Raw genomic sequence first — 22,824 nt, forward strand, 5'->3', positions numbered from 1 at the left:
GGAGTGAACGTTGTCAATTCGGTAAAGAGTTGGGTATATGTGGCCCGGGTGAGGTTCTGGGGATGTAGCGCGCAGGTTTGCTCGATGGATGTCGCCTGATGTTCATCGCATCTTGACGATCTCGGCGTTTAAATTGCCTCGCGTTTATTGACCAACCTTCACACACAGTTGCCACCTGGACGCCGAACATCGTGACGACAAAACCCATGCGCAGAATTCTGGTAACCGGCGCAGCCGGCCAGATTGGATCCGAGTTGACCATTTCGCTTCGCGAGAAGTACGGTGCCCAGAACGTCCTCGCAACCGACATCAATCCGAAACCCAGTGCGGATCTGCTCGACACGGGGCCGTATGAACTCCTGAGTATTCTGGATCCTGACTCGCTCGCTCACATCGCGTATCGCTACGACATCGATGCGGTCTTTCATCTCGCAGCCATACTGTCCGCAACGGCCGAGGGCAATCCTGACTTCGCCTGGAACGTCAACATCAACGGACTAAAGAACGTCCTCGACATCGCACGCCAGAAGAACATGGTACGTGTGATCGTCCCGAGTTCGATTGCCGTGTTCGGCCCGTCCACGCCAAAAGAACACACACCACAGGATACCGTGCTGCGACCCGGTACCATGTACGGTGTCACGAAAGCAGCGGGCGAACTTCTGTGCGACTACTACTGCAGCAAGTACAATCTCGACGTACGGGGAATCCGCTATCCCGGACTGATCTCCTGGAAAGTTGAACCCGGTGGAGGCACGACCGACTACGCAGTATCCATCTTCTATTCTGCTGTGCGTGGAGAACCGTTCACGTGCTTCGTAGGACCGGAGACGGTTCTCCCGATGATGTACATGCCCGACGCCATCAAAGCGATGCTACAGCTTGCGGAAGCCGACGGTGGTAAACTCACATACAAGAATGCGTACAACCTGACCGCCTTCAGCTTTGCGGCGCGTGAATTGGAAGAGGCGATCAAGCAGCATATCCCCGATCTTGCCGTCACCTACGCTCCTGACTATCATCAGGACATTGCAGACGGATGGCCCGCCACCATCGATGATACCGCAGCCCGGAAGGACTGGGGATGGAAACCGGACTACGACCTGCAGCGGATGACGATGGACATGATCGAGAATCTGAAAGCCAAGCTGACTTAGCGCCAGCGCACCGTTACGAAAACGACTTCACCAGATTGATACCATGTACGGAAAGATCAAGAACGACCTGATCGGCGAACTGCAGGATGTCCGCGAGGCCGGTCTCTACAAGGAAGAACGATATATCCACAGTCCGCAGGGAGCGGATATTTCGGTCGAGTTTCCCGAAGCTGCGCCGACCGAGCATGTGGTCAACTTCTGCGCGAACAATTATCTCGGACTCTCCAGCCATCCGGCCGTTCTGGAGGCCGCGCAGGAGGGACTCAACAGCCGCGGTTTCGGTATGTCGTCGGTAAGATTCATCTGCGGGACGCAGGATCTGCATCGGGAGCTGGAGCAGCGTCTCTCAGATTATCTCGGAACCGACGACACGATCCTGTACTCGTCCTGCTTCGATGCGAACGGGGGACTGTTCGAGGTCTTCATGAAAGCGGACGACGCCATCCTGACCGATGCGCTGAACCATGCCTCGATCATCGACGGCATCCGGCTAAGCAAGGCCAAGCGATTCATCTACCAGCATGATGACATGGCGGATCTGGAGCGCAAGCTTCAGCAGTCGCAGCCGGCCCGTTACCGCATGATCATGACCGACGGCGCATTCTCGATGGACGGAACGATTGCTCAGCTCGACAAGATCTGCGACCTCGCCGACAAGTACGATGCGCTGGTCGTGATGGACGACTGCCACTGCACGGGTTTTCTGGGGGATGGTGGTCGCGGTTCGCACGAGTATCGCGGTGTGATGGGCCGGGTCGACCTGATCACCAGCACCCTTGGCAAGGCGATGGGTGGTGCTTCCGGCGGGTTCACGTCGGGCCGCAGGGAGATGATCGAAATGCTGCGGCAGCGTTCTCGACCGTACCTGTTCTCGAACAGCATATCGCCCGTCATTGCGGCGGCGTCGCTCAAGGTTCTGGATCTGATCACCGATAGCTCCGAGTTGCGCGACAAACTGCACGCCAACACGCGGTATTTCCGCGAGAACATGACACGGATCGGATACGACATCAAGCCGGGGGTACATCCCATCGTACCCATCATGTTGTACAACGCGAAGTTGTCGCAAGACATCGCCCGCGAGCTGTACGCCGAGGGCATCTACGTGATCGGCTTCTTCTTCCCTGTAGTGCCTAAAGGAGCGGCTCGAATCCGGGTGCAGCTCTCTGCGGCGCATGAGCAGGAACACCTCGAGCGTGCAGTCAATGCATTCGAGAAGGTGGGAAAGAAATACGGCATCCTTGGCAAGACGCGCGAGGAGATTGTCGAGATGTACCCCGATTAGGCTCCGCCCGGGATCGCGAAAATCCGGATACTCTTCCACGACCCATCTTTGACTCTCTGATTCGGGATCACGCGAATTCGACTCGATAATCCGCCCGCCGCTTCAGCAATCCGCGTGGGGGCGGGTCCGGCCCCTACAAGTCCGCGCAGGCCTGCTAGTGCGTAGCCGTACAGAGAGGAGAACGAGGTCCAGACAGCCGAAATCGCCGTGTAGTGCGATCGCGCACGCTTCGGACGGCCGATTCCCTCTTGCAATTCCGGCCGTATTTGTTCACGATAAGGGGTGGGAGTACGTTCGTTTCGCGTGCAGTCCCTCTATCCGCGAACAACATGATCGGATCGAACTGCATATTCTCGCTATCGCGTGTCCTTGCATGCGCATTCCTGTGTTTTGCGGTCATGTCGGCGCGGGCACAGTCGAGCTCTGATTCCAGCCTCGTCGTGTTACTTCAGATCGAGGATCAGGCGATTACTCCGGTAACGCAGGGATTCATCGACCGGGTAATCGCGGAGGCCGAGGAATCGAGAGCACAGTGCGTCATCATCGCGCTCGACACACCGGGCGGATTGATGGAGTCGACACGCAAGATCGTCAAGCGGATCATCGCCAGTGAGGTTCCGATAGTCGTCTACGTGTATCCGTCCGGAGCGCGGGCGGCATCGGCCGGGTTGTTCGTCACGCTCTCCGCCCACGTGGCTGCCATGGCGCCAGGCACTCACATCGGAGCAGCGCATCCGGTGCAACTGGGCGGACTTCCAGGCAGTCCGTCAGAGCAACCGGTCTCCGACACGACCGCAGCACGGGATGCAGGGATCATGGAAGAGAAGGTGCTCAACGACGCGGTGGCGTGGGTTCGCTCGCTCGCAGACATGCACGGCCGTAACGCAGACTGGGCGGAACTTGCCGTCACCGAGAGCAAATCGATTCCCGAGGACGAGGCGCTCGAAATCAACGTTGTCGACATCGTGGCAAAAGACGTAACGGAGCTGTTGCTCGTGATCGACGGGCGGCCGGTCGAACTGCAGATGGGCCCGGACACGCTCAGAACACAGAACGCCTCCATATCACGGGCCGAAATGTGGTGGGGCGAGAAACTGCTCGGCGTGATATCGAATCCGAACATCGCGTTTCTCTTGATCATTTTTGGATTCTATGGGATACTGTTCGAGCTATACAGCCCGGGATGGGGAGTGGGCGGCACCGTCGGCATCATATGCCTGCTCAGTGGCTTCTTCGCGTTGGCAATTCTTCCCGTTAATTACACAGGGCTGGCCCTGATTATTCTCGCACTGGCCATGTTCGTCGCCGAGGTGTTCATCACAAGCTATGGAGCGCTCACATTCGGTGGAGTGATCTGCCTGATTCTCGGAGGCGTGATGCTGATCGACTCTCCATTCGAGATCATGCGGATCTCGTTCGCCGTGCTGATCCCGGTTGCGCTGGCCACGGCGGGCATCACGTTCTTCCTGCTGGGTCGAATCGTCGCCGCCCACCGCAAGCGCGTGCTTACCGGCTCGGAGGGGTTGATCGGCGTAGCTGCATTCGCAGACGCAGACTTTCTTCCGGACGAAGGAAGATTCCGTGGGTTTGTCAAGGTTCACGGCGAGTTGTGGAAGGCGACGTGCGGCGTGCCTGTGACTGGCGGACAGACTGTCTGGGTGACCGAGGTTGACGGGCTGACGCTCGGCGTCACACATCGAAAGGCTTCCAAAACACACACGTGACGGCGCAATGGAGGTGTCAGAATGATCGTTCAGTCTATTGGGTTGGCTCTCGCCATCATCGTCCTCTATCTCCTGAGTTGCATACGCATTCTGTTCGAATACCAGCGGGCGGTCGTCTTTCGACTGGGCAGGGTTCTTGAACCGGCCAAAGGCCCCGGACTCATCATGGTTTTCTGGCCCGTAGACCGGATGGTGCGGGTCAGCCTTCGCCTGTTCGTCCAGGATGTGCCAACGCAGGACGTCATCACGATCGACAACGTATCTGTCAAGGTGAACGCTGTTGTGTACTTCCGGGTCGTCGACCCAATGAGGGCAATCCTGGAGGTCGAGGACTACTACTACGCAACGAGTCAGCTCTGCCAGACAACGCTACGCAGCATCGTCGGCCAGATCGAACTCGATGAGCTTCTCGCCGAGCGGGAAAAGATCAACCGTCGGCTGCAAGAGGTCATCGACACGCAATCCGACCCCTGGGGCATTAAGGTGTCCCTCGTTGAGGTCAAGCACGTGGACTTACCGGACCACATGCAGCGCGCGATGGCCAAACAGGCCGAAAGCGAACGCGAGCGCAGAGCAAAAGTCATCCACGCGGAGGGGGAATTCCAGGCGGCGGAGAAACTGCGGCAGGCGGCAGCCATCATCCAGAACCATCCGATGGCCATGCAGATGCGGTTTCTGCAGACACTGGTAGACGTTGGAGCCGAGCACAATACCACCATCGTGTTTCCCGTTCCGATCGACCTGCTGAAGGGGATGATTCCCAAAGACGATTGATGCGTGACGTTGGCCGCTGCACGATCTTTCCGGTTCTATTACCCAACCAGACCCGTTCCACTAATGACCCGCGCTTTTTGTGTACCTCAGCACGGAGCCGTATCGGCGATCTGCCTGCTGCTCCTGCTTGTGACTGCGTGTCAATCGCCGCAGCAGAAGAAGGTGCTGTTCATTGGCATCGATGGCGTACGAGTTGACGTCCTCGAGGATGTATCCACGCCACACCTCGACACCCTCGCATTACAGGGTTGGATCGCTCAAGGCTCCCAGAGCGACGCTCCGACCGTCAGCGGACCGATGTGGTCGAGCCTTCTCACGGGCGTTTGGCCACCGAAACACGGCGTGATGGGCAACGACTTCACGGGTAATCGGTACGACGCCTACCCCGATTTCCTGTCACGGCTTGAAGGAATCGACACGACCTTTTCAACACTCTCTGTCACCGATTGGCCACCGCTCTCCCAACCGGTCGACGGTGGTCCGCTCCTCGGGGAAAATATCGATGACAAGGTCTTCTTCAACGGGGATGAACTGGGGTATCGATCGGCCGACGAGTTGAGTGTCCTCGCTGCCGTGGAGTATCTGGAGAATCGCAACGTCGATGCCGCCTTCCTCTATCTCGGAAATCCGGACGTCGTTGGTCACGAGACGTCCTCCCTTTCAGCAGAATATCGGCGGTCCATCGCGGAGGCGGACGGACAGGTCGGACAGCTTGTAAAGGCACTCCGGCAGCGACCCTCATTTGAAGAAGAAGACTGGCTGATACTCGTCAGCACCGATCATGGCAGGCGAGACGACGGAGGTCACGGAGGAACTTCGCTGCTCGAAACGACCACGTTCTACATTGCGAGCGGGACTGCCGCGAACGCCAAACCGCCGGAATCGATTTCGCCCGTTGACGTCTCGGTAACGGCACTGGCACATCTTGGAGTCGAGGCCGACGCTTCGTGGGATCTCGACGGTAGAAGCGTGGGACTTAGATAGGGACGCGTTACGTCGCAGAACTGCACTCGGTCGCTCGCAGTTTGCCACCTGGAGTCCGGACAGTGAGCTGCAGGTCATCCGGCCGGCGTTCCTTGCTCTTGTATGTCACCACGCTCCTCACCATTACTCATCGTCGTCATGCGGAACCAATACCGCGAGTGACATCCGTCATTCTCGCGAATGCGAGAATCCAGCGTTCGGTCAAATTAGCAGGATGGATCCCCCAACAACGGGGGTAGCGTATCGATCGATCTCCTCGCAGACTTCGTGAGGAGGGTCTAGACCATGTCGGCCAGCTATAGCCAGTCGCCATACAATTCCGGCCGGCGGTCACGCATGAACAGGCGTCGTGCGTGTGAGCGCTCCACGTCGGACAAGTCCACGTCGCACAGCAGCGTTTCTTCCGTCCCTTCTCCGGCCCGCGCCACAACACGTCCGGATGGATCACACACGAAGGACTCGCCCGCGAACGTCAAAGAATCCTCTTCTCCAACCCGGTTGCAAAGCGCCACAAAGTATCCGTTCTGAAATGCCGCGACGGTCATTTCCGCCTCGTACAGTCCGTCCGGCCATTCTCCAGTGGCCCCAGCCTGTGGGACAACCACGATTTCGGCCCCGGCAACGGCCAGTGCACGCATGTACTCCGGGTAATGCCGGTCATAACAGATCGCCACGCCCACTTTTCCCACCGCCGTATCGTAAACCGGCGCCCCGCGATCTCCGGGGGCATAGTAACCCTGTTCATGAAAGCAGGGATAGTCTGTGATGTGAACCATGCGCGTCCGGCCCAACAGCGTGCCGTCGGCATCGATCACCGGCGACGTGTCGAAGGTGCGATCACCGTCTCGCTCGAAGACGTTCAGCACAATCACTACGGACTTCGATGCGGCCAACTCCGCGAATGCCTCGGTCGTGGGACCGGGTATCGGCTCCGCCAGGCCGGCTACGTCTCCGCTTGCCGGAACTGCGGGATAGAACCGGTCGAACGCGAGTTCACAAAAGCAGATCAACCGGGCACCATCGTCCGCGGCGCGCCGGGCCGCGCTCAACCCTCGTTCAAGATTCGCGGAGCGGTCCTTCGAGGCTCGATGCTGAACAAGTGCTACTCTCATTTCTCCTCAATCGTGCCGGGTCATCGATACACATCTCACTCCCGGGGAGTCTGCATTACTTCTGTAGCTACAGCGAAGACAGTGCCCGAGCCTTCGACAGCCAGCCGAGCAACTCCTCATCGATGTCATCGGGAGACTCAAGCCTCACGCCATGAACGAAGCGGGCTGCCGACACCTGCACCACATTCCGAAATCGCGCACTCGAATACTGGCTGCGAAGAGAAAAATACACGTCCACCCAGTTTCTCCGAACGGAAACTGTCGCGAAGGCCGTCTTCACCCGGAAGAGAATGGACGACTTCATCGGCACAATCTCCACCGCTCCCAGCTCGCCAACCTGTCCCGCTAGCAGATGGTACATAGCCACCACAGCCGCCGACTTGCCAGTCAGATGTCGATCAAGATTGTACACCGCACACGTATGCATCTGGTTGCGCTGTTTGAAGCGCCGACCGCACGATGAGCATGTCCACATGGGTAGGTCAGGTTGTTGCCGGTTGGCATCGTATGTCGGATAATAAAGCGAACGACCCGTAATAAGTTGACAATCCGTTAATGACGCTCTAATAGCGGCGGCAGGTCAGTTGTGCCGGCCTTCGGTTTCTGGCTGCATTCCAGGTGCTCAGTCCCTGCGTTCCAGCCAATACAGAACCACAGTAAGGTTTATCTGAGATCTCACGGCTGGCAAGGTCGCCCGTTGATATCTTCGGTGATGTGATGCTGGCGTGAGTGGTCGCCTCCCGCCGACACGTTACCCCGGATGAAATCGAAAGAGACGATATGGACAAGAACTGGTGGGGCCCCTTCTCCCTGAAAGAGGGCGACGCGGGGCGATGGCAGGTGGGCCCCTGCACGCTCTGGATCGAGCGAGAGCGCTACGAATGGCGCGTTACCCATTGGCGGGCTGTCGATCCCATGGAGGAACTGGTTGACGTCGAAGTCCCGGCGCGCACCGAACTCGTAAGGCCCGATGCATCAGTCACCGTTTCGCTCAACCGATTCAGTGTGCAGAAGACTTCCGAAGATCTGATCATCGAGCCGGTACTGGCAAACCGACCCGTTATTGTTCGACCGAGGAACGCGCTGTATGTCGAGGGAAATGAATCGTCCACGCTTTATGTGTCGACACCAGTCTGGCTCCGCATCAAGATCGGTGAGCATCGTATCCTCACGGAAGTTCCGTCCATTCGCCCTTCGGATTCGTGGTTCGGCGCAAATACGCGAGAAGGTGAATTGTGCTACTCGTCCGTGACTGAAGGAAGGACGCGAGTCGAGGACATACCCTTTCGCGCCCATCGGGTTGTCACGCCGGTCTCGATCGAGAATGATTCGGATGAGGATTTGCGTGTTGAGCGCGTGCGTATACCTGTACAGTACCTGTCCCTTTTCCGCGACGACCGTGGTTTTTTCTGGACCGAGTCGATGCACTTCGTTCGCGTCAAAGAAAACGAGATTGCATCCCGAAGGATCGATCGCGGGGCTCCGGCGGCAGCCTCGAAGGCTACAACAATCTCCGGACCGCGTGAAGTACGTGATCGCAGCGGTCTCGTGCGAACCTTTAGTTCTCTGATCAACCAAATCATTGACGTCTGACGAATATGCAAGACATGTGGACAGTGATCGCAGGTTATTTCACCGCCGAGCGCGCCGTCTCCTACGCGCAGGCCGCGTTGCTTCTGGTCGTCGGCTATTTCGTGGCTCGACTCGTTCGCAGTGCAGTCGGGCGCATTCTCGCCCACGCAGCCAAGCACCAGACGCTGATATTCCGGCGCTTCGCATTCTACATTACGTTCGGCGTCTTCATTGCGTCTGCGCTCGTTGCAGTCGGATTCGACGTGCGCGTACTCCTGGGGACGGCCGGCATTCTGACCGTCGCTATCGGGTTCGCGGCACAAACCTCTGCCTCCAATTTCATCAGCGGCCTCTTCCTTCTGGGAGAGAATCCGTTCTCGATCGGGGACGTCATCAAAGTGGGCAGCACATCCGGTGAGGTGCTTGCGATAGATCTGATGTCTGTCAAGATCCGGACCTTCGACAATCTGTTTGTCCGCGTTCCGAACGAGCAGCTCATAAAGACAGAGATCACGAACCTCACACGCTTTCCGATTCGGCGGGCTGATGTCCAACTCAGCATAGCCTACAAGGACGACATGAGAAGGGCGATCGAGGTGCTGAAGAGCGTTTCGGATGCGAACGAGCTCTGTCTGACCGAGCCCGAGCCACTCTTCATCTTCAAGGCGTTCGGAGATTCCGGACTCGAGTTTCAGTATTCGGTCTGGGCCATGCGCGAGAACTTCCTTGCACTGAGAAATTCGATACAGATCGAGATCAAGGACGCCTTCGACGAGGCCGGTATCGAGATTCCGTTCCCGCACACGTCGCTGTACGCAGGGACCGTCACGGATGCATTCCCGATTCGGATTGTCGAGGGAAAAGAGGCGATCACCGGACTGGATTGACGTTCATAGATTCCACCTGCTCTCGTTTGGCAGACCCAATACCCAGGGGCCTCTGCGTCCGCGTCTTTCATTTTGATCGAATCATGGGTCTGGTGTAAGCGAACTCCTCCGTCTCGAGACGGCAGAAATAGACACCAGATGCAAGGCCATGCCCGTCGAAGTCAACTGAATAGGCACCCTCTCCCTGATACCCCTTATTCCACTTCCAGACGCGACGGCCAAGTACGTCGTACATAGACAGTGTTACGTGTCGCTGAGGACGTGGAAGTCGGAAAGAGATCGACGTCTGCTGTTCGAACGGATCTGGATACACCGAAAGCTGCCCACCCGATGCAGAAGGTCGAGGACCCTCAACTCCTGTTCCGGTGACGGTCTCCAGTTTCGCTACGAACACATCCTCCAGATTGACCTGTGAAATGGTGAAACCGTCGAAGTGGGTCGTGTCAATGAAGTCTCCCGTTACGAACACCTCTCCCGCCTGATTCACGGCCGTTCCGAAGCTCCGAGGACTCCCTGCTCCTCCAGCCTGCCTGGCCCACCTGTAGCGCCCGGCCGCATCGTAGACCGCAATAAAAATGTCGGACCCGCCGTGATGCGTTAGCACCACATCATCGAATTCCAGATCGCCCTGAAAATCACCCGAGATGATTATGTGATCGTCGAGATCGGCCGCCACGGACGATGCGCGTCCACGTAAACGGCCACCAACCTGCCGCACCCAATCGAGTGTTCCACCGGCGCTAAACCTCGCCAGAAACACATCGGCGTTTGCCTCGGGATTGAAGCGCGTGGAGTCGCCAATGGTCAGTGTGTTGCCAAACCCGCCCGCTACGAAGATGTGGTCCAGCCCATCGATTGCGACACCACTAACCGTCTCGTCGCCGTCACCGGAGATTTGAGCGACCCAGTCCAAATCGCCACTCAACGTGTACCTGGCGACAAATGACTCTTCAGAGTCGAACCCGATCAATTGCGTCGTACCGAACGTCGCCGATTCCTCGAACACCCCGGTCACGACCACATCTCCCGCATCCGTCAACGCGACATCAACTCCCCGATCGTCATAATCGTCAGCAGCGCCAGCCTGCCGTGCCCATGCAAGCGCCCCGCTGCCGTCGTACACGGCCACGAAGATATCCGATTCAGAGGATGTTGTGAGCGGCGTACCGCTGAAATCTGCCGAGTTCTCGAAGTAGCCCGTTACTGCTACCCTATCACCTGCCGCGCTGACCGCGATCCCAAGTCCGGAGTCGTCCCCAATTCCGCCCGCGCGCCGTGCCCAGACTACCTCACCATCTGCGTCATACTTCACAACGAAGATGTCATTTCGCCCTGCAGACACCACGGTGTGGACTCCAAAACTTGCAGATCCGCGGAAGAATCCCGTCGAGTACAGATTACCGAAACCGTCGGCACCGATCGAGTGACCACGGTCGAGATCGGGCCCTCCGCCGAGACGAACCCAGATGAGATCGCCATCTGGAGCGTACTTGGCAACGAAGGAGTCAGCAAACCCCGCGGTCACAGTCGTATCGCCGAAGACGGTCTCGTAGGCCACGGTCCCCGCTACACACGCGTTGCCGTCGGCATCGACGACAACGGCTGCGCCACGGTCGTTGGATGGACCTCCGGCCGGGTTCGCCCAGAGAAATCCTGGTGATTGTGCTTGTACACCTACGGCTATCATGATCAGCGGAATACCGACAACAATTCGCATCATGGCTGTACCTGTGTCGAAGCTGACTACGGGCGTGGACATTGCAGGCGCGGCGAGGCACATTTCCACGACTCGTGTCGGGCCGACCCTGCAGTGAATTACCCTAGCTGCCACGGACGAGCTTTTGTGACAGAGGATTCCAATCTCAAGTCGAAGGGAGAAGGAGGGGCCATGTATCGGGCCTTCACTCCGGCAGAGGGCACTGCATCATTGCATGCACGGCTCCATAGTCGCGCCAAGTGGCGGACGCCGCGTCGAGACAGCTATGCACGCACAGCCGCACATACACGCGTTGGGAGCCGAGCGTCAACCGACAGCCAGAGACCTACCTGGGGCCCGCGGGAAGATTATCCAGCAGATAATTCGTCATGAGCGTAAAGTGATGTCGCGACGTGTTGCGGCCCTCGAAGATTCCGTGCGATCGGTTCGGATACGCCAGCATCGTAAACTGCTTGTTGGCCGCGATCAGCGCATTGATCAATCGCTCCGCTCCCTGGTAGTGGACGTTGTCATCTCCGGTTCCATGGACGATCAACAGGTTTCCCTCGAGCTGATCCGCATACGTGATCGGTGAGCCGAGCCGATAGCCCTCCGCGTTGTCATCTGGAAGGCCCATGTAGCGCTCCTGATAGATCGTGTCATAGAGCAGTTGATCCGGTACCGGCGCGACCGACATGCCCGTGCTGTACACGTCGGGCGAGCGAAACATGAGGTTCAGCGTCATGGACCCTCCTCCGCTCCATCCCCAGACCCCGATTCGTTCAGCATCTACGTAAGGCCGGTTCGCGATCGCCACGGCTGCTTCGCGTTGGTCGGCTGACGAAAGTATCCCGATTTGTCCGTAGACCACCTTTCGCCAGTCGCGTCCCCGCAAGGACGGCGTACCCCTGTTGTCAACGGAGGCAACGATGTAGCCTTTCTGGGTGAGCATCGTGTGCCAGAGATAATTGCGCCCGCCCCACGAGTCGGTGGCGGTCTGGCCCCAGGGTTCTCCGTACACATAGAAGAGTACCGGGTACTTCTTCGTGCTATCGAAGTCCGGCGGAAACATCATGTAGCCGTCGAGCTCTGTTCCGTCCTCGACGGCGACCCTGAAGAATTCGAACTCGCCTCGAGAGAGGCCGGCGACCGTCTTCTTCAGTCGCGCGTTATCAACGAGCGTGGTGACGACGTTGTGATCGGGCAAACTGACGATCTCCGTGATCGTCGGCGTACCAAAAGATGAGTAACGATGCACCGCGTACTTCGCACCCGGCGCGACGCTGTAGCCGTGCCAACCAGACTGATCGGCCGGTGTCAATCGCTCAGCCTCACCGCTTCCGTCCAGACGCGACCGGTAGAGGTAGCGCTGTGTTGGGTTGTCAGGCGAAGCGATGTAATAAATCCAACCGTTTTCATCGTCGATCAGCTCGAGCGAAGCAATGTCAAAGTCACCCTTCGTTACGAGTCGAGATGCACTCCCGTCACGGTCGATGACGTACACATGGCGCCAGCCGAAACTCTCGGTCACCCACGTAAAGCTGTTGCCGTCGTCAAGCCATGTCACCGATTCGGCAGAGCGGTCCGGACCCGAATAAACCTCCAGCCAGGCTTCGTCCCGATCGACATAGATCGTCTTCATGCCGCCGGTAACTATGTCGCCAATCATGACGGTGTTGGTATTCTGCAGGCGATTCAGTTGTTGCAGAATAATGGCGTCGTCGCGGCCGGCCCACCCCATGCGTGCGATGTAATTTTCACGTGGATCGCCGGGCACATCCATCCACTTTGTCGCACCGCCGTCGGCGCTCACCACTCCGACGCGCGCAGCCGAGTTAGTCGTGCCGACCTTCGGGTATTGCACAGGTATTACGAACGAGTAGATGGAGTCGGTGTTATTGATCATCAGAAACTCCCCGACGCCTGTCATGTCCAGCTGCCAGTATGCGACGTGTTTGCCGCTGGGACTCCACTGGAATCCGTCTCGGAGTGAGAGCTCTTCCTCGTATACCCAGTCAAACGTTCCGTTGACCACGGTGTCCGAGCCGTCTGAAGTGAGCTGCACGATCTTGCCGGAATCAGGGTCTTCCACGTAGATGTTCTTCTCAACCACATAGGCCACCTTGTTGCCGACCGGAGCGAACTTCGCGAACATGGTCGTCGATGGCTCCGCGAAGGCAGCGAGCTTGTGCAGTCGCTTTGTCTCCAGATTCAGCACCCAGTAATCGCCTCGCGTATTCCGGCGCCAGACTCGAGCCGAATTCGTGTAGATGAGAAGTCGCTTGCCATCGGGGGCCCAGGTATACGCCTCGATGCGCAGTGCGGCATCGCTGCCTTCCGGTATCAGCCATTGTGCCGAAACGATCACTTCTTCGGATCCATCAGCGAGCATATATCGAATGATATCCTGTGCGCCGTCGACAGCATCTGACCGTTGCACTTTCGTGTAGGAAAGACCGCTATCGTCCCATTGCATCGGTCCGGTGAAATCGGGAAAGAACTCGGCGGTTGCAAACAGGCGGTCGATGCTGACGAAACTCGCCTCATCAACCTGGGCGGATGCGGTACTGACAACGAGAAGCAGGAACAGTGTCGTGGCTCGGAATCTCATGGCTCTGGGGTAGGATTGGTCCGGACGATCAAGTATCGATGCAATTTATGGTACTGCAGGCGGTGGCGTCATTGCTGTTCCCCGACCCGGTGCGTAAGGAACATCCCTGCATCGCTTCCGGAACGATTGTTCAGCTTAAAAGCGCTCTTGGCTCGCATTTCTGATCAATCGGACCTTAAGGGTTGAATGACCGGCGACGATAGAGGACACAGAGAGTAGTGCGTTCCCCCACATCCTTCCCGCGATTCCATGAAATCCGCCCTTACTGCCTTATTGCTGATTGTTACGCTTATTGCCGTGCCGACTTCAAGTTATGCCCAGTGCGTAGCAAACCAGGGTACCATCGTCGTAACGCTGAGCTCAGCCGACAGCGGCAACTTTGTGTACACCTGGCAAATACAGAACAACGACGGCGGAGTGGGCAACCGGCTCGAAAATGTCTATTTCGAGATTGCCACGGCGACTCCGTCCAGTCCCACAACTTCGCTCTCGACATGGACAACGGCTACCGAAAATATGACAACATTCAACGGCAGCTCGGCCAACTGGACGGCATTCAGATTCGATTACGACTCGGGTACACAGATCTTCAACGGCGCGACTGAGACCTTCACATATACACTCGATCAGTTCGTCAGCAGCATTCGCCTTCGAACCAAGCAGAAGAATGGCCAGATTCTGGATTTCGCCGAATTCACCAGTGCGGGCAGTTGCTCGCTGCTTCCAGTCGAGCTGGTATCTTTTGAAGCAAGAACGGACGGACCCGTCGTCTCCCTTTACTGGGCCACGGCTACCGAAGAGAATACAGCAGGGTTCGAGATCCAATACCGCCGATTCGAGACCTTTGAGACTATCGGCTTCGTCGAGGCCACCGGCACGTCGGACGAGTTGCGGCGCTATCAGTTCGACCATTCGATTGATGGTCCAGCAGTCGGCAGGTACAGACTGAAGATGATCGACCTGGACGGGACGTTCGAATACTCTCAGCAGATTGAGGTAGTGGCCAATCTGCCGGACGGATTCTTCATTTCGCCAAATTACCCGAACCCCTTCAACCCGACGACTCAATTCGAAATCGCTGTCGAGCGTGATCAGGAGGTGACCGTTGAAGTATTTGACGTGACGGGACGGAGCGTTATGGCACTGCTCGATGCCCGTCTCGAACGAAACACGCCATACCGAGTCGCCTTTGACGCCGGCTCGCTCCCGAGCGGACTCTACATTGTTCGGAGCCTCGGCGAGACGTTCTCATCCAGCCGCGTGATGACTCTGCTGAAGTAGTTCGCCGCCTGGAATCGAACCGTTCGCGCGCGTTCACCCTGTGACATAGCGAACGATCGGTCGGGTCTCGGACCTCCGCGCCACCTCGACGAAGCCTGCCGCAAGGAACGCGGTCAGGAGACCGGTCCAGACAAACGCGTCGGGGGATCGATCTGTCGCCGGATCAATCGGATACCCCTCTACTGTCGTCGCGCCGTATTCAACGGCAAGGGCGACTGCCGCTTTCAACATATCCACCGACAATCCCTGTCGTCTGTGTTTCTTCTCGATGAACAGACACGAGACGGACCACACCGGCTTATCGTCCACCGGCGCCAGTACACGAGATCTGGAGAGAAACCCGTACTCGGTTCGCGGCGCGACGGCGCACCAGCCGACTGGATTCTTACCATGATATCCGAGCACGCCTGGAGGTCGGTCGCCATGCACCAGTTCTTTAAGCAGGTCCTTATTAGTCAGCCCCTTTCCAGCGTCGAACACTTTGCGCGGATGTCGCCAGACCATGCACCAGCATCCGCCGCATGCACCGCGCTCGCCAAACAGCGCCTCGATATCCGGCCATCGGTCGGGAGATGCGACGTGAGTTAGGAGAGCCATCGTATCAGCCGTCGCACGAATTTGCCACGCGTTGGCTGCCGCATTCGATTCCATAATTCAAAGCGGGCACCCATCTCCGAGCCGATCAGACAGGCACAGACAAGCGCGACTGGATACGTGATCCAGTATGTGAGAGGAAGTGTGTTTCCCGTCCTGGCGTACAAAAAGTAGGACGGTATGATATAGACGAAGGGCAGGATGCAAAACGTGACGATCCAGAGCCAGCGCATGCGGGGATTGAAATGAGTCAGGACGGCGGTCGTGGTCGCTCCGACCGCAATCATTCCAAAGCCGAGGCCGACACCCTCCCAGAAACCCACCATGAGTCCGTGCGCCATCAGCATGAACAGGCAAACGGCCCCGAAGAACAAATGCGCCACAGCCAGCAGCACGACAACCAGTGGGCGGTGCGTGAATCGTTTTGGCGTCTCGTCCATTGACCTTCGACGTCAGCTGTCGTCCGTGTGCGGGTCCCGGTGCTCCGGCAGAAGTGGCGCCTTGTCCGGTGCTGCAAGTTGCTTCTGCAGAGTGGCCACTTCGGCTACAATCGGCGCTGTTGCTTCTTCAACCGCCGAGGCGATCATGGAACGAAGCTCACTCTGTGTCATGCTCGAGCCTTCCGGTAGACTGCGGCGGCGCTCGAGATGGTTTACAATGATCTTGGTAATCGCGACAAAGCCCGACATGCCGGCAATGATCGAGACGAGGATAATCGTGACAAGTCCTGGAGGCATATCGGTAGTGGTGCTTGTTTACGGGATAATAGGAAAAAGGCCGCAATCAAGGCCGCCGGGCCCTGTTCTCTGGCTCCACGTCGTACGTTACCTCTCGACAGAGGTTACCACCTGCCTGGCGTTACGGATGCTTGATCAGTTGCCCGACTATCGTGCAAGACAGTGTGCAAACAGGACGTCCTTTGGTGCTCGGCCGCCACACGGGTTAACTTGATAGTGAGGGGAGGAGGGCCTTGCCCCACGACACGAATCAGCGACGACAACAGCTCTTCGGCCGTCGCTATTGGTCCGCCGGACCGTCTTTTAACTGCTCCGTATTGCGAATCAGTTGATACAGAAATGCGGCACACGCCCGAACATTTTCTGCGCTGATCCGCTCACCTGCGCCGTGGATCGTCTCGAGCTCGTCGCGACCTACCACAACGGGTAGAAACCGATAGACATTGTCTGAAAGCCCAGTGAAATACCTGGAATCCGTAGCAGCAGGAACCAGGAAAGGGGTGACGACCAGGTCTTCCATGTCAATCGTTTCGCGAACAGTCCGCCTGACCAGTGCAAACGGCGGCGCCGCCGGATCGGAAACAGGCGACGGATCGAAGTAGACGTTGACCGGGGCGATGCCGACATCAGGATCGTCGATGATTCGTCGCACGCGTTCCGTCACCGTATCAATCGTCTCTCCCGGCAGTATCCGAAAGTTGATGATCGCTGTGGCCTTCGTCGGCAAGACGTTCTCCTTCACCCCTCCCCTGATCATGGTCGCGGCCGTCGTCGTTCGGATCAGAGCTGCTGCACCCGCATCAGCCGCCATCAGCGACCGAACCAACGGCTCCAGAAGCCACAGATTGGAGAAGATCACTCGACGTGTTACCCCCATGTAGGGACGCACATGCTCGAACATCGCCCGCGTCGCACCATCAACTCGGGCAGGAAACGGCTTGGCCTCCAACCTTGCAACAGCCCGACTCACCCGACCGACCGCGGTGACCTCTGGCGGCGCCGACGAATGACCGCCCGGAGCGAGCGCGCTCAATTCAAGTGTGAGATATCCCTTTTCTGCGACGCCGACCAGGGCGACCGGAACGTCCAGTCCGTCGAGAAGACCGTTGCCCACAAAGCCGCCCTCATCCAACACGAACGAGAGCTTTCCATCGAGGCGTGCCGCCAGCGTATCGGCGATCACTGCAGCACCATTCGAGCCCCCGACCTCTTCGTCATGACCAAAGGCAAGGTAGAACGTCCGCTCAGGCTGATAGCCTTCTGCGATCAACCGTTCGACGGCTTCAAGCGCCGCCACCACCCCGATCTTGTCATCCAGCGTACCGCGACCCCAGACGAATCCGTCCAATCGCTCGCCCCCGAACGGCGGATGCACCCATAGAGAATCCGCACCCGGAGGAACGACGTCAAGATGTCCCATAAGAAGCACAGGGGGCCGGTCCTGCGTGGAGCCCTCCCAGGTAAGCAGCAGACTAAGCCCGGAAATCCTCTCCACGCGCAGCGTCCCGAACACGCCGGGATAGACATCCCGCAAATATGCATGTAACGAGAGGAACGCGGTCGTGTCGACAAGACTTGTGTCCTGACTGGAGATCGTTGGAAATCGGATCGCACCGGCGAGCCTCTCCTCCGCCTCTGCGAAACCATCGGCAATAGCGGTCCGCTCTACTCGATCGTCATCGACAGGCACATCGAGAACGGCTCGCACCACTAGCACCGCGGACAGCGCCACAAGACCCACCAGAACAACGACGATGATCCGCTTCATTCGAATGCCACTATCGAAGCTGTGCGAACGTGTCACACGCCTCTAGTGTCGCTGAGTTGAAGCCCGTCCGGAACCACTGCGAGCGCTGCGCCGACGTTCCGTGCGTAAACCCCTCCGGCTGGACGCGCCTGCCGGACATTCGCTGAAGTCGATCATCCCCGATAGACGCTGCCGCATTGAGCGCCTCCTCGAGGTCACCCTCATCAAGAATCCCCCTCGTCTGATCAGCCTGGCGCGCCCACAGACCCGCATAGCAGTCCGCCTGCAGTTCCATCAAGACTGACACGGCATTGCGATCGGCCCGTCCGAGGCGACCCTGCAAACGACGCACCTCGCGCTCCGTGCCCAGCAGGCTCTGGACATGATGCCCCACCTCGTGTGCGATCACATACGCAAGAGCGAAATCACCATGCGCACCGAAGCGCCTGAGCTGCTCGAGAAAGCTGAGGTCCAGGTACACTTTGTTATCTCCCGGACAGTAGAACGGACCGGTGGCAGCCGTATTCATTCCGCATGCCGATTCGACGGCGTCCGTAAAGAGTACAAGGTTGGGCTCGGCGTAGCGGCTGCCATACTTCGAGAATACCGAGGACCACGCATCCTCCGTATCTGCAAGAACAACGGATACAAATTGAGCGAGTTCGTCAGATGCTTGCGTGGCGACCGGCGGAGCGGACTGGACCATCGGTGCACCGGCTCCACCCAGTACCTCCAGCAATTTCCCGGCATCCTCACCCATGAACAGAACAGCAAGGAGCGCCACGACTATGAATCCCCCGCCGACTTTCGTCGCCGGCCTTCTCATCATCCGGCCCCCGCGACCGCGACGATCCTCAACGTTTTGACTTCGTCGCCCTGACTTCCACTTCATGGAACGTGTCCCTCAACAATTGTAGCTATTGCGGCCATGCCCGGCGCTTCACTTGCGCCACCGAGAACTTGAATGGCAATTCGATACGTGAGGCAGACCGGATACAGTATTCGGTCGCGGGCCCAAGGCTCAGTTGTCGCCTCCACAGAGCCCTTCCTGGACTCTCCGCGATCGGCCTGATCTCATTCAGAAATGTGGCCGTACTTACTCCGTCCGGCTTGTCAAACCAGTACGCGAAGTCCGCGTCCAGAATTGGCGCTCCGGCCTCGAGTGCATAGATACTCCCGGTACCCGTCTCGGAGTACGATGCCACGTGATCGTGCGTTTCAGCGTGACGGTCTGCCGCGGCTCGATCGTTGAGAATACCCAGCGACTCAAAATCGTTCACAAGATACCAGTCTTCGTAAACGTCGGATTTCTGGACCCACGGAAGACCCTCAAAGCAACAGGAGGTTGAAGACTGGAATCCTTGAGGAGTGTTGACGGTGAGCGAACGATGGAATGCGGAAAGTCCACTTTCATAGGCCCCGGCGGGCACATCCGCCAGTCGGGTATGCCAGAAAACGTAAGCGATCATGTATGGTCTCCGGGTATTCCTGGTGTACTTTCTGACCGCGAAATGTGACACCGAGACGACCGCATCGCAACCACCTGGTCACACACTGCGATCGAGCAAGCTCTACTTGTCTTTGTCGGGATGCTGAAACAGTGCGCACACGGCGCCTGCCGGATCGCGCACCACACAGTAGCGCCCGCCCGCCAATCCTCGCGGAGCAACGATAACCTCACCCCCCAGTTGCTGGCATTGCTCGGCGCTGTCCGCCACGTCCTTTACGTTGAAATAGACCATCCACACGGGAGGCACGTCCGCATTGGATCCGCGTGCGTGACACACGCCGGCGACGCCGTCCGCGCTGCCCGCAGGTCGCATGACGAAGTCGGAGTATTCGCCCATGTCGAATTCGTCAGACTCCCATCCGACCACCGCTTCGTAGAAATCTCGAACCGTACTGGCATCCTCGACCGTCAGATCGACCCAACCTATGCTCCCGACATTCGTTTCCATGAACCTGTACTCCTTCGTTGAATCACAATACTCTTACGAGCTACGAGATACCGTCGCCAGGCAGTTTCCCGCGGGCTCGAATGCAGTCAACCATGACGATACGTATTTCTGAGTCTCCCTGCGAGCGACACGACATCACGATGCAAGCCGCACAGCCTCGCAAGGCATCAGTGCTCGAGCGTCGTTACCTCAACTCCGCGACGCTCCAGCTCGGCAAGAAACCGTGCATGCGGCACAGCCCGCACCGGCGAAAGTACTCCCTTTCCACTGATGTCGCCCGTGGCCAGCATCTGAGCACCAATACTTGCCGTGAACCCCACTAGTCTGCCCATGGCCGTGAATCCCGTCTCGGGATTTCGACGATCGACGACAAGATGTGTCACGGTGCAGTCAACACCGTCGAGACGTCCGACAACATCAAGTCGAATGATGCCGAGGTCTGGTTCGTCACCTTCATAGCGGAGATAAGGCTCAAGAGCCGCTACAAGATACGCCTGTCTGTCTACCGACTGGTCACCTACAATCACGGGCTCGTTGTCTAGAAGATGAAGATCCACCAGTTTCTTCCAGAACGCGCAGTGGCCTGGCCAGCGCAGACTGTATCGCCCTGCCGCGCGGAGGGTCGACACATCGATTCCAAGCGGTTCGCAATACTGAACGGCATCCCCGTTTGCGAACGCCTCCATCGTTCCAAGTCCGTCAACTTCAATTTCGTGAACGTTGGCCGGGGCAAACAATTCATTGGCTTTGAGCCGAACTTCCTGTCCCTGCCTGATAAGTTTGCCTGGGTGATAGTACGATCGAAGGACGCCTTCGAATGTCCAGCTGATCTTGTACCGGATCGCGTTGTCCGACGCTTCGGGAGCCGGAATGCCACCTCCGTAGCTGTGGATCTCGTAGACCTCGTCCATCGCCCGGACAGTCTCACCGAGCAGCACGAGGTCGATACCCGGATCCATCCCGAACTCAGGCAGAATCGCGACCCCTGCAGCCTCCGCCGCCGGCGCCAGTGCACGGAGAGACTCGGGTACGTAGAACGTATTGACGAGATGAACACCGTGGCGAATCGCGCACTCCGCTACTGCCGGGATGAAGTCGACCGGCAGCAAATCGATGGCAACATCGGGGCCCAGCGCGAAAAGTCGATCGAGTGATGCCTGATCAGCAGCATCGAGTTGCTCGCACCGAAGCCTTTCGCCGTATCCCATCGTGCGGACGCGCGCGCGCAGGGCGTCCAGATCCTGGTCGGCAGCCACCACCTCAGCCACGGCGACGCTACGCATCAAGTCATCCAGCGCCACGCTGCCCTGCATGCCCACACCTAATAGTAGCACTTTCATCCCTTCACCTAGTTCGTGTCGGCTGATGTTCGCGTTGCCGTCCAGACAGAAAGAAAGTCGCGACCCGGCGAATGCGTCGTGCCGACCAGACGACCACCCACCAATTCGCCGCTGTGATGGTAGGGACCCGTACCGTCTCTCGTCACAAAGGAGAACCGAATGCTTCCCCAGTCAGAATTCGTACGTCCGTCCTCGATCTCCGTGTCGTAGAACTGTCCCGTCATCGAACCATCTTCAACCGAAGTCACTACGAACTCCTTGTAGTACGGCTCGGCATCCGGTGTAGGACGAAGATCCACGCGCCATCTCCCCGTAAGTTCATCTGGTCTTGCGCCGGGATCAGTCATTTCGACCATTGCTTCGGCGAACTTCTTGCCGAGATCGAGGAATCCATCCGAATCATAGTGCCACGGATCCGAGAAGCCGTAGGCATCGGTCGATGTTACGAGACGGGCCTTAACGTCGTCGTCTACAAAGGCTCTCTGCTCCGTGCGAACGATTTCCCCATGATCCCAAACCATTCCGTCCTCATCCTGTCCTGAATCTGAAATGCGGCCGACAACCACCGGAAGGTCGTCCACACGAAGTGTGGCACGAATCAAGCCTAGAAGCCGTTTCAGGTTTGCGGAGTATCGCAGGGCTATCGAATCGGTAAACGCCGCATCCGACTCTCCCTGCATCCAGACAATCCCTGCCGGAAGAAGCCGGTCATCGCGACCGTCGCCGTTGATGTCGCGAACCGACATGGCCCCTCGGATTGTTGCGAGAAAGTGGTCATACTGGTTGATACCGGTGGACCCGCGAAAATTCGGTTCCCACGACCCGAAACGGCCCGCTGCAGAGGAATCGATCGACGAGCCGCCTCGCGAGTACTTGATCAGCGCGATCCGTTCACCGGGATGCAGTTCGCGAAGTCGTGATGCAAATGTGAGTTCGATACCGAACTTGCCGGAGTACGTATTGTCCTCACCGTCGGAACGAAAACCAGCCCCGTGGCCCGGTCGAAGGCGCGTCCATCGGCCGCGTCCGTCCGGCGTCGGCGCATCATCCGGACCCCAGTTACCATGGTAGATCCAGACGTTATCATTAATCTGATTGAGATCTTCCGGGAGATCGGACACATCCCCGAAGCCGTCCATGTTTGACTGTCCGCCGAGATAGTACACGTTGAACGTATCGGTCTGGGCGTAGCCGACATCCGGCGTCGCGAAGAGCACGACGGCTGCGAGAAGCGACGAAGCCTTCGTGCAGTTCCTGGATTTTGACAAGGCGGTCACTGCTTGACTCATGAATGCTTACCGAGCACCTTTTCGGGTTCGGAAAGATAGGTCTCGAAACGTGAGAAATATTCGCCGACGTGTATCC

General features: G+C 58.0%; 21 protein-coding genes. 8 read left to right on the top strand and 13 right to left on the bottom strand.

The features are described from left to right. Nucleotides 1-206: 206 nt before the first annotated feature. From HKN37_03180 to HKN37_03200, 5 genes are all read left to right on the top strand, one after another. Nucleotides 207-1,157, top strand: a complete 951-nt coding sequence (locus tag HKN37_03180; GenBank protein ID NNE45642.1) for an NAD-dependent epimerase/dehydratase family protein — start codon at nt 207-209, stop codon at nt 1,155-1,157. Between the two features lie 43 nt (nt 1,158-1,200). Further along, complete coding sequence (kbl, locus tag HKN37_03185; GenBank protein ID NNE45643.1) at nt 1,201-2,442, top strand: glycine C-acetyltransferase; 1,242 nt, start codon at nt 1,201-1,203, stop codon at nt 2,440-2,442. A gap of 329 nt (nt 2,443-2,771) precedes the next feature. Beyond that, nucleotides 2,772-4,166: a nodulation protein NfeD gene (locus HKN37_03190; GenBank protein NNE45644.1), complete on the top strand. Its 1,395-nt coding sequence runs from the start codon at nt 2,772-2,774 to the stop codon at nt 4,164-4,166. A gap of 24 nt (nt 4,167-4,190) precedes the next feature. Beyond that, nucleotides 4,191-4,940: a slipin family protein gene (locus HKN37_03195; protein NNE45645.1), complete on the top strand. Its 750-nt coding sequence runs from the start codon at nt 4,191-4,193 to the stop codon at nt 4,938-4,940. Nucleotides 4,941-5,003: 63 nt separating this feature from the next. Next, entirely contained in the window at nt 5,004-5,924 is a 921-nt protein-coding gene (locus HKN37_03200) for a hypothetical protein (GenBank protein ID NNE45646.1), read from the top strand. A gap of 296 nt (nt 5,925-6,220) precedes the next feature. Here HKN37_03200 and HKN37_03205 read toward each other — a convergent pair whose 3' ends face one another. Together HKN37_03205 and HKN37_03210 are read right to left on the bottom strand one after the other, a co-directional pair. Further along, nucleotides 6,221-7,036 (bottom strand): carbon-nitrogen hydrolase family protein, encoded by an 816-nt coding sequence (locus tag HKN37_03205; GenBank protein ID NNE45647.1) that lies wholly within the window; start codon nt 7,034-7,036, stop codon nt 6,221-6,223. Nucleotides 7,037-7,103: 67 nt separating this feature from the next. Next, complete coding sequence (locus tag HKN37_03210; GenBank protein ID NNE45648.1) at nt 7,104-7,511, bottom strand: hypothetical protein; 408 nt, start codon at nt 7,509-7,511, stop codon at nt 7,104-7,106. Nucleotides 7,512-7,816: 305 nt separating this feature from the next. On the opposite strand from HKN37_03210, the gene HKN37_03215 reads away from it, so the two are divergent. Both HKN37_03215 and HKN37_03220 read left to right on the top strand, forming a co-directional pair. Beyond that, the gene (locus HKN37_03215; GenBank protein ID NNE45649.1) at nt 7,817-8,629 is read left to right on the top strand and encodes a hypothetical protein; all 813 of its coding nucleotides are present in this window, start codon (nt 7,817-7,819) and stop codon (nt 8,627-8,629) included. A gap of 5 nt (nt 8,630-8,634) precedes the next feature. Next, nucleotides 8,635-9,495: a mechanosensitive ion channel family protein gene (locus HKN37_03220; GenBank protein NNE45650.1), complete on the top strand. Its 861-nt coding sequence runs from the start codon at nt 8,635-8,637 to the stop codon at nt 9,493-9,495. Nucleotides 9,496-9,562: 67 nt separating this feature from the next. Here HKN37_03220 and HKN37_03225 read toward each other — a convergent pair whose 3' ends face one another. Continuing rightward, nucleotides 9,563-11,215 carry a T9SS type A sorting domain-containing protein gene (locus tag HKN37_03225; GenBank protein NNE45651.1) on the bottom strand — a complete coding sequence of 551 codons (1,653 nt, stop codon included), beginning with the start codon at nt 11,213-11,215 and terminating at the stop codon, nt 9,563-9,565. Nucleotides 11,216-11,537: 322 nt separating this feature from the next. After that, complete coding sequence (locus tag HKN37_03230) at nt 11,538-13,802, bottom strand: S9 family peptidase (protein NNE45652.1); 2,265 nt, start codon at nt 13,800-13,802, stop codon at nt 11,538-11,540. Between the two features lie 249 nt (nt 13,803-14,051). Between HKN37_03230 and HKN37_03235 the strand changes: the two genes are divergently transcribed. Further along, nucleotides 14,052-15,083 carry a T9SS type A sorting domain-containing protein gene (locus tag HKN37_03235; GenBank protein ID NNE45653.1) on the top strand — a complete coding sequence of 344 codons (1,032 nt, stop codon included), beginning with the start codon at nt 14,052-14,054 and terminating at the stop codon, nt 15,081-15,083. A 33-nt stretch (nt 15,084-15,116) separates the two neighbouring features. Here HKN37_03235 and HKN37_03240 read toward each other — a convergent pair whose 3' ends face one another. The 9 genes from HKN37_03240 to HKN37_03280 form a co-directional block, all read right to left on the bottom strand. After that, nucleotides 15,117-15,680 carry a GNAT family N-acetyltransferase gene (locus HKN37_03240; GenBank protein NNE45654.1) on the bottom strand — a complete coding sequence of 188 codons (564 nt, stop codon included), beginning with the start codon at nt 15,678-15,680 and terminating at the stop codon, nt 15,117-15,119. Continuing rightward, the gene (locus HKN37_03245; GenBank protein NNE45655.1) at nt 15,668-16,117 is read right to left on the bottom strand and encodes a hypothetical protein; all 450 of its coding nucleotides are present in this window, start codon (nt 16,115-16,117) and stop codon (nt 15,668-15,670) included. The genes HKN37_03240 and HKN37_03245 overlap by 13 nt, the downstream gene beginning before the upstream one ends. A 12-nt stretch (nt 16,118-16,129) precedes the next feature. After that, on the bottom strand, nt 16,130-16,414 hold the full coding sequence (locus HKN37_03250) for a hypothetical protein (protein ID NNE45656.1): 285 nt from the start codon (nt 16,412-16,414) through the stop codon (nt 16,130-16,132). A 280-nt stretch (nt 16,415-16,694) separates the two neighbouring features. Continuing rightward, on the bottom strand, nt 16,695-18,188 hold the full coding sequence (locus HKN37_03255) for a M20/M25/M40 family metallo-hydrolase (protein ID NNE45657.1): 1,494 nt from the start codon (nt 18,186-18,188) through the stop codon (nt 16,695-16,697). A gap of 4 nt (nt 18,189-18,192) precedes the next feature. After that, nucleotides 18,193-19,053, bottom strand: a complete 861-nt coding sequence (locus tag HKN37_03260; protein NNE45658.1) for a zinc metallopeptidase — start codon at nt 19,051-19,053, stop codon at nt 18,193-18,195. 25 nt (nt 19,054-19,078) lie between these two features. Next, complete coding sequence (locus tag HKN37_03265; GenBank protein ID NNE45659.1) at nt 19,079-19,630, bottom strand: hypothetical protein; 552 nt, start codon at nt 19,628-19,630, stop codon at nt 19,079-19,081. Nucleotides 19,631-19,732: 102 nt separating this feature from the next. After that, nucleotides 19,733-20,119, bottom strand: coding sequence for a VOC family protein (locus HKN37_03270; protein ID NNE45660.1), 387 nt, complete (start codon nt 20,117-20,119; stop codon nt 19,733-19,735). A gap of 167 nt (nt 20,120-20,286) precedes the next feature. Continuing rightward, entirely contained in the window at nt 20,287-21,459 is a 1,173-nt protein-coding gene (locus HKN37_03275; protein ID NNE45661.1) for a hypothetical protein, read from the bottom strand. An 8-nt stretch (nt 21,460-21,467) separates the two neighbouring features. Continuing rightward, entirely contained in the window at nt 21,468-22,748 is a 1,281-nt protein-coding gene (locus tag HKN37_03280; GenBank protein ID NNE45662.1) for a hypothetical protein, read from the bottom strand. Nucleotides 22,749-22,824: the final 76 nt, after the last annotated feature.

The organism is Rhodothermales bacterium, assembly GCA_013002345.1.
GTDB lineage: Bacteria > Bacteroidota > Rhodothermia > Rhodothermales > JABDKH01 > JABDKH01.